General features: G+C 69.0%; 10 protein-coding genes. 5 read left to right on the top strand and 5 right to left on the bottom strand.

Features of this window, described 5'->3' with window-relative positions; translation table 11 throughout:
• Both Q0C81_RS15085 and Q0C81_RS15090 read left to right on the top strand, forming a co-directional pair.
• Positions 1 to 129: CorA family divalent cation transporter (locus Q0C81_RS15085; RefSeq protein WP_367118029.1), on the top strand; the 129-nt coding region annotated here is incomplete at its 5' end.
• 56 nt (positions 130 to 185) lie between these two features.
• Entirely contained in the window at positions 186 to 638 is a 453-nt protein-coding gene (locus tag Q0C81_RS15090; protein ID WP_291839702.1) for a hypothetical protein, read from the top strand.
• A gap of 109 nt (positions 639 to 747) precedes the next feature.
• On the opposite strand, the gene mmcB is transcribed toward Q0C81_RS15090, so the two are convergent.
• Positions 748 to 1,203 carry a DNA repair putative endonuclease MmcB gene (mmcB, locus tag Q0C81_RS15095; protein WP_291839704.1) on the bottom strand — a complete coding sequence of 152 codons (456 nt, stop codon included), beginning with the start codon at positions 1,201 to 1,203 and terminating at the stop codon, positions 748 to 750.
• A gap of 102 nt (positions 1,204 to 1,305) precedes the next feature.
• Between mmcB and Q0C81_RS15100 the strand changes: the two genes are divergently transcribed.
• Complete coding sequence (locus Q0C81_RS15100; RefSeq protein WP_291839706.1) at positions 1,306 to 1,533, top strand: hypothetical protein; 228 nt, start codon at positions 1,306 to 1,308, stop codon at positions 1,531 to 1,533.
• On the opposite strand, the gene Q0C81_RS15105 is transcribed toward Q0C81_RS15100, so the two are convergent.
• From Q0C81_RS15105 to hslV, 4 genes are all read right to left on the bottom strand, one after another.
• The gene (locus Q0C81_RS15105) at positions 1,527 to 2,048 is read right to left on the bottom strand and encodes a lipocalin family protein (protein WP_291839709.1); all 522 of its coding nucleotides are present in this window, start codon (positions 2,046 to 2,048) and stop codon (positions 1,527 to 1,529) included. The two genes, Q0C81_RS15100 and Q0C81_RS15105, sit on opposite strands and share 7 nt — an antisense overlap.
• A gap of 74 nt (positions 2,049 to 2,122) precedes the next feature.
• Positions 2,123 to 3,421, bottom strand: a complete 1,299-nt coding sequence (gene hslU, locus Q0C81_RS15110) for an ATP-dependent protease ATPase subunit HslU (protein WP_291839712.1) — start codon at positions 3,419 to 3,421, stop codon at positions 2,123 to 2,125.
• A 19-nt stretch (positions 3,422 to 3,440) separates the two neighbouring features.
• Positions 3,441 to 4,343, bottom strand: coding sequence for a nuclear transport factor 2 family protein (locus tag Q0C81_RS15115; RefSeq protein ID WP_291839715.1), 903 nt, complete (start codon positions 4,341 to 4,343; stop codon positions 3,441 to 3,443).
• A 71-nt stretch (positions 4,344 to 4,414) separates the two neighbouring features.
• Positions 4,415 to 4,969 carry an ATP-dependent protease subunit HslV gene (hslV, locus tag Q0C81_RS15120; protein ID WP_291839718.1) on the bottom strand — a complete coding sequence of 185 codons (555 nt, stop codon included), beginning with the start codon at positions 4,967 to 4,969 and terminating at the stop codon, positions 4,415 to 4,417.
• A gap of 143 nt (positions 4,970 to 5,112) precedes the next feature.
• Here hslV and Q0C81_RS15125 point away from each other — a divergent pair, with 143 nt between their 5' ends.
• Together Q0C81_RS15125 and Q0C81_RS15130 are read left to right on the top strand one after the other, a co-directional pair.
• Positions 5,113 to 5,502: a BLUF domain-containing protein gene (locus Q0C81_RS15125; RefSeq protein WP_291839721.1), complete on the top strand. Its 390-nt coding sequence runs from the start codon at positions 5,113 to 5,115 to the stop codon at positions 5,500 to 5,502.
• Positions 5,503 to 5,541: 39 nt separating this feature from the next.
• Positions 5,542 to 5,723 (top strand): ThiF family adenylyltransferase (locus tag Q0C81_RS15130; protein WP_291839724.1); only part of this gene is annotated, 182 nt, incomplete at its 3' end.

The raw sequence follows: 5,723 nt of genomic DNA on the forward strand, positions 1-5,723 counted from the left end.
ATCTACGGCATGAATTTCGACCATATGCCGGAGCTCCACTGGATGGGCGGCTATCCGCTGGCGGTGGCCGCCATGGTCATCTCGGCCCTGCTTCCCCTGATGTGGTTCAAGCACAAGGGCTGGCTGTAGAGCTTGACCCGCCCCGCCGGTCGGGGCTTCCTGCCCGCCCTTCGCCGGAGTCCTCCATGCGCCTGCTCGCCCTCGCCGCCTCAGCCCTGATCCTGTCGGCCTGTTCGCAGGGGGCCGAGACGCCCGCCGCGCCCGCCGAGCCCGCCGGGCCGCCGCCGGTGCTATCGGGCGTGAACCTGTCGGAACCGGTGACCGTGTCGGGCACGGAGCCGTTCTGGACGATCAAGCTGACCGGCGCGGAACTGATCTACGAAGGCCTGGATCGCCCCGAGCAACGCGCGCCGCAGCCGAAGATCGAGGTTCAGGGCACCGTCGCCACCTTCCAGACCCAGTCGGCGGCGGGCACGACCTTCGACATCACCCTGACCGCGACCGAATGCAGCGACGGGATGAGCGACCGCACCTATCCGCTGACCGCCGTGGTCAAGGTCGGCGAGGAGACGCTGATGGGCTGCGCGGCCTCGACCGCCGCCCTGGCGCGCGCGGGCGAGAGCGGCCTGGTCGTCTAGAGCGAAATCGGTTGAGTTGGACGCAGTCCAACTCGGCTCAGATTTCGCTCCAGTTTGATGCTGGACCATTTTTTGGATTCAGGTCGATCCGACCTGAAGCAAAAATGGTCTAGACTGTCTGATCCCTGAGGGTGCGCATCACCCCGAGACGGGCGAAGGCGATGGTCAGGGCCTTGCGCCGGGCCGGGGCCAGCGGACTGGACGGCGCCTCGCGCACCACCGCCCCGCCGAAGCCGTCAGCCACGATCAGCCCCGGTTCTTCGGGCAGGACGCCCTGCGGGAACTCGGGCGCGACGGCGAAGTAGAAGGCGTCGCAAAACGGCCCGTACTCATGCCATTTGCGGTCGACGCGATAGTCCTCGATCCCGGACTTCACCTCGACGATGACGATGTCGCCGCGCGGCCCCAGCGCCATGACGTCGGCGCGCCGCCCGTTGGGCAGGCCGACCTCCAGCAAGGGCGCATAGCCCAGATTCAGCATCAGCCGCGCGGCCCCGCGCGTCACCGACAGCGTGGTGTCGGGACGACTGAAGACGAGGTCGATCTGCAGGGCGGCGGCGGCCATCCGCCTTTATGTTCCGGCTCTGTTCACGGTTCAAGAGAGGATTGAGCTTGGCCGCCGAGCGGGTGATAAGCTCGCCTTGAAACGCCCTGAAGGACCCAGTCCATGCCCGAAGACCGCGTCGCCCGACGCAATCGCGGCAACCCGCGCGGCCTCTGGCTGCTGGCGGCGCTCGGCGTAGCGGTCGCCCTGCTCATCGTCGCCGTCGTGCTGAAGTCGATCGCCGCCGATCAGCGCGCCAGCCGCGAGCTGGATGCCGTCGTGGCCCACACGGAAGCGCCGTCGTCCACTCCCGCGCCCGCCCCGCCGAAGGGAGGGGCGGCGCCCTACTGACCGGTCTGCACGACCGCCCCGGTCTCCAGCCCCAGCGCCGCCGCCCGCCGCAACAGATCGGCCCGGACCGCCTCTGACGGGCTCTGGCTGCGATGCCAGATCCACCAATCCGACCGGTTGGGCAGGGACAGGATCGCCCAGCTGTAGTCCGGCGCGTGCGCCTGCACCCGGTAGTTCTGCCCGGCCAGCCCGCCGAAGCTGAGCAGGCCCGTCAGGCTGAAACGCAGGTTGCGGTTCTCGCCGGGGTCGGTGACCCGGGCGTTGGCCCGCAGCGTCTCCACCCGACCGTCAGCGCGGCGGGTGCAGGTCACCACGATGCCGTAGCGGTCGGCCCGCGCCTGGGGCGTGAAGTCGATCTGGGCCCGGCGGCAGTCCTTCTGGACATCGTTGGGACTGCGCGCGATCTCGAACCAGCGGCCGTCGAAGCGGTCCATGTCCACGGCTTGGGCGACAGCGGCGTTCGCGGACAGGGCGCAGGCCAGGGCGAGTACGACAACGGCGGGACGATGAATCATGGCGCAGTTCTCCTGTGGTCCCGACGCCTGTTTACGCGCCAGGGCCCGGATCGGATGCGCCGGTCAGAACCGGGTCAGAGAATGTAGCGGCTCAGGTCGGCGTTCCTGGCCAGGTCGCCGATGCGCTCGCGCACCTTGTCGCCGTCGAAGGTCACGGTCTGGCCGGTCAGGTCCGAGGCCTTGAAGCTGGTCTCTTCCAGCACCCGCTCCAGCACGGTCTGCAGCCGCCGCGCGCCGATGTTCTCGACCGCCGAATTGGCCGCCACCGCCGCGTCGGCCATGGCCTCGACCGCGTCCTCGGTGAAGACCAGCGTCACCTCTTCCGTGGCCAGCAGGGCCTGATTCTGACGGATCAGATTGGCCTCGGGCTCGGTCAGGATGCGCTTGAAGTCGTCCCGGGTCAGGGCCTTCAGTTCGACCCGGATCGGCAGGCGGCCCTGCAGTTCCGGCAGCAGGTCCGACGGCTTGGCCACGTGGAAGGCGCCCGAGGCGATGAACAGCACATGGTCGGACTTCATCGGCCCGTATTTGGTCGAGACCGTGGTGCCCTCGATCAGCGGCAGCAGGTCGCGCTGCACGCCTTCGCGGCTGACATCGCCGCCGCGCGCCTCGGACCGGGCCGCGACCTTGTCGATCTCGTCGATGAAGACGATGCCCTCGTTCTCGGCCAGCAGAAGCGCTTCGTTGGTCAGGCTCTCCTGATCCAGCAGCTTGTCGCTTTCCTCAGTGGTCAGGGGCGCGACCGCGTCCTTGACCGCCAGCCGGACCTTCTTGGTGCGACCGCCGCCCAGCTTGCCCAACATTTCGGACAGGTTGATCATCCCGACGTTGCCGCCGGGCAGGTCCATGCCCTGCATCGGCGAGGCGGTGTCGGCCAGTTCGACCTCGATCTCCTTGTCGTCCAGTTCGCCGGCCCGCAGCTTCTTGCGGAAACTGTCGCGCGTGGCCGGCTGGGAGCCGGGCCCGACCAAGGCGTCCAGAATCCGCTCCTCGGCGGCGCCCTCGGCCTTGGCCTTCACACCCGAGCGACGCTTGTCGCGCACCATGACCAGCGCCGCCTCGACCAGGTCGCGCATGATCTGGTCCACGTCGCGTCCGACGTAGCCGACCTCGGTGAATTTGGTCGCCTCGACCTTCAGGAAGGGCGATCCGGCCAGCCGGGCCAGCCGGCGGGCGATCTCGGTCTTGCCGACGCCGGTCGGCCCGATCATCAGGATGTTCTTTGGAGTCACCTCGTCGCGCAGGTCGTCAGGCACGCGCTTGCGGCGCCAGCGATTGCGCAGGGCGACGGCGACGGCGCGCTTGGCGTCGTCCTGGCCGACGATGAAGCGGTCGAGTTCGGAAACGATTTCGCGGGGAGACAGATCGGTCATGGGACCGAGATAGGACGCCTCAGCCGCCGGCGGGAGGGGGCGCGGCGATCGGCGCGGCGATCAACTGGGCCAGGACGATCTTCCAGCCGCCTTCCTGCCGTTGCCACAGGCGGACGTAGTGACCGGTTCGCGCCTGACCGTCCCGCTCCCACGCCGCCGTCCCATAGGTCCAGACGAGGTCGCCATAGCGGGATGCGCCGCCGCCTTCGGTGGGGCCGAAGCGGAACGTCGCCGGCCACGCCGATAGCGCTTCGGCGAAGGCGGCGCGCCCGATCGCCGGGGGCCTCGGCGCGACGTAGAGACGGCCGTTGTCGGCCATGGCCGCCAGATGGGCCGTCCTCTGGTCGGTCGCGGCCGCCCGGGCCAATTGCACTTCCCTCGCCGTGACATCCCGCATCGCCCATTCGCTGGGAACGCCGGCCGGACGCTCGCCGTTCGGCCCCACCGCGAGCACCAGCTGGGGCCCCGGTTCGAGGATCGCCGGCTCGGTCTCCGGCCCCGGCACGTCCGCCGCGCTCGCGCCCGAACCGCCGTCATAGACCCACTTCCAGGACCCGTCGGGCTGGCGTTGCCAGATCGTGAAATAGTGGCCGGTGCGGCGACCGCCGACCTGCACCCCGCCGGTGGTGAAACCCATGTCGCCCGACCGCGAGACGCCGGCGAAGTTCGGCCACCACTCCAACAGCGGCTCGTCGGCCGGTCGCGGCCCGTCAGGATAGGCGTCACGCACGCGCTGCACCTGCCCGCCGCCGATGACGATGGCGTCCGGTGTCGACCATTTGTTGAAACTGCCGGCGACGCCCATCGACGGCGCATCCGCCGCGAACGCCCGCTCGGCGGCCACGACCGGGGCCGCGTCCGGCGTCTGGGCCATGACGGGCGAGGCGGCGATCAGGGCCGCGGCGAAGGTCAGAGCGCGCATTGGATAGTCCTCCCGCCGCCATGGAGCGGCAGAAGCGGGGATCTGTCCCGTTAAATCGCGGAAAGCCGGCGCTACTCCAGCGTTTCGACGGTGAGATTGCCGTTGGTGTAGACGCAGATCTCCGCCGCCAGGGCCATCGACCGGCGCGCGATGGCCTCGGCGTCCAGGTCGGTGTTCTCCATCAGGGCCCGCGCCGCCGACAGGGCGTAGTTGCCGCCCGAGCCGACCGCCGCGACCCCGTATTCCGGCTCAAGCACGTCGCCCACCCCGGTCACGGTGAAGATCGAGTCGCGGTCGGCGACCAGCAGCATCGCCTCCAGCCGGCGCAGATAGCGGTCCGTGCGCCAGTCCTTGGCCAGGTCGACGCAGGCGCGGGCCAGCTGGTCCGGATACTGCTCCAGCTTGGCTTCCAGCCGCTCGATCAGGGTGAAGGCGTCCGCGGTCGCCCCGGCGAAACCCGCCAGGACCTTGCCGCCGGCCAGGACGCGCACCTTGCGCGCGGCGCCCTTGACGATGGTCGGCCCCATGGAGACCTGGCCGTCGCCGGCGATGACCGTGCGGCCGTCCTTGCGCACCGCGAGGATGGTGGTGCCGTGCCAGTCAGGGAATGAGGAGGTGCTGTTCATCATTCCTTGCAGATGGAGACCGGAATGCGGCGCGGCAAGCGAAAAGCTTGGGAAAACAACGTTCCGACTTCGCCGCAATATAGCCCATGTAACGCGTTACATTGTCAATCTGTACCCCATTTTCGCAAATTAAGGGAGGCTTCGTGCTTCATCGCGTGATCTACGCCAGCGAAGCCGTTGGCCCGACGGGGGTGTCGACTCTTTCCATCGCCCAGATTCTCGGCGTGTCCGAGGTGAACAACCGGCGCGACGAGATCACCGCCGCCATCATGTTCCACCGCGGCCATATCGTGCAGGCCATCGAGGGCAAGCGCGTCGATATCGACCGCCTGATGCGCCGCCTCCTGGCCGACCGTCGACATACAGGGCTGCGGATTCTGGTCGATACGCCGATCACCAACCGCCTTCTGAGCGATCCCGTCAGCGTCTGCCCGGACCCTCAGGCGATTCTTCGGGGCGCCGGCGTGGGCGAGATCTCACGCCTCACGGCCAACGAGGCCGAGGCCCTGCTCGACCTAAAGTACGCCGCCTGAGGGCGTGACCTTCGCCGCCGCAGCGCCTAACTGGAGCCGGTGAGCTTTTCCGAAGACGAAATCGAACGATACGCCCGCCATCTGGTGCTGTCCGAGGTCGGCGGCCCGGGTCAGCAGCGGCTGAAGGCCGCGCGGGTCGGCCTGATCGGCCTGGGCGGCGTCGGCGCGCCCGCGGCCCTGTACCTGGCCGCAGCCGGGGTCGGCACCCTGCGCCTGATCGA

This window comes from Brevundimonas sp., from assembly GCF_023259385.1.
Classification (GTDB): Bacteria; Pseudomonadota; Alphaproteobacteria; order Caulobacterales; family Caulobacteraceae; genus Brevundimonas.

Coding starts and splice junctions, on each gene's coding strand:
- Q0C81_RS15090 (WP_291839702.1), top strand. CDS start 186: ATGCGCCTGCTCGCCCTCGCCGCCTCAGCCCTGATCCTGTCGGCCTGT.
- mmcB (WP_291839704.1), bottom strand. CDS start 1,203: ATGGCCGCCGCCGCCCTGCAGATCGACCTCGTCTTCAGTCGTCCCGAC.
- Q0C81_RS15100 (WP_291839706.1), top strand. CDS start 1,306: ATGCCCGAAGACCGCGTCGCCCGACGCAATCGCGGCAACCCGCGCGGC.
- Q0C81_RS15105 (WP_291839709.1), bottom strand. CDS start 2,048: ATGATTCATCGTCCCGCCGTTGTCGTACTCGCCCTGGCCTGCGCCCTG.
- hslU (WP_291839712.1), bottom strand. CDS start 3,421: ATGACCGATCTGTCTCCCCGCGAAATCGTTTCCGAACTCGACCGCTTC.
- Q0C81_RS15115 (WP_291839715.1), bottom strand. CDS start 4,343: ATGCGCGCTCTGACCTTCGCCGCGGCCCTGATCGCCGCCTCGCCCGTC.
- hslV (WP_291839718.1), bottom strand. CDS start 4,969: ATGAACAGCACCTCCTCATTCCCTGACTGGCACGGCACCACCATCCTC.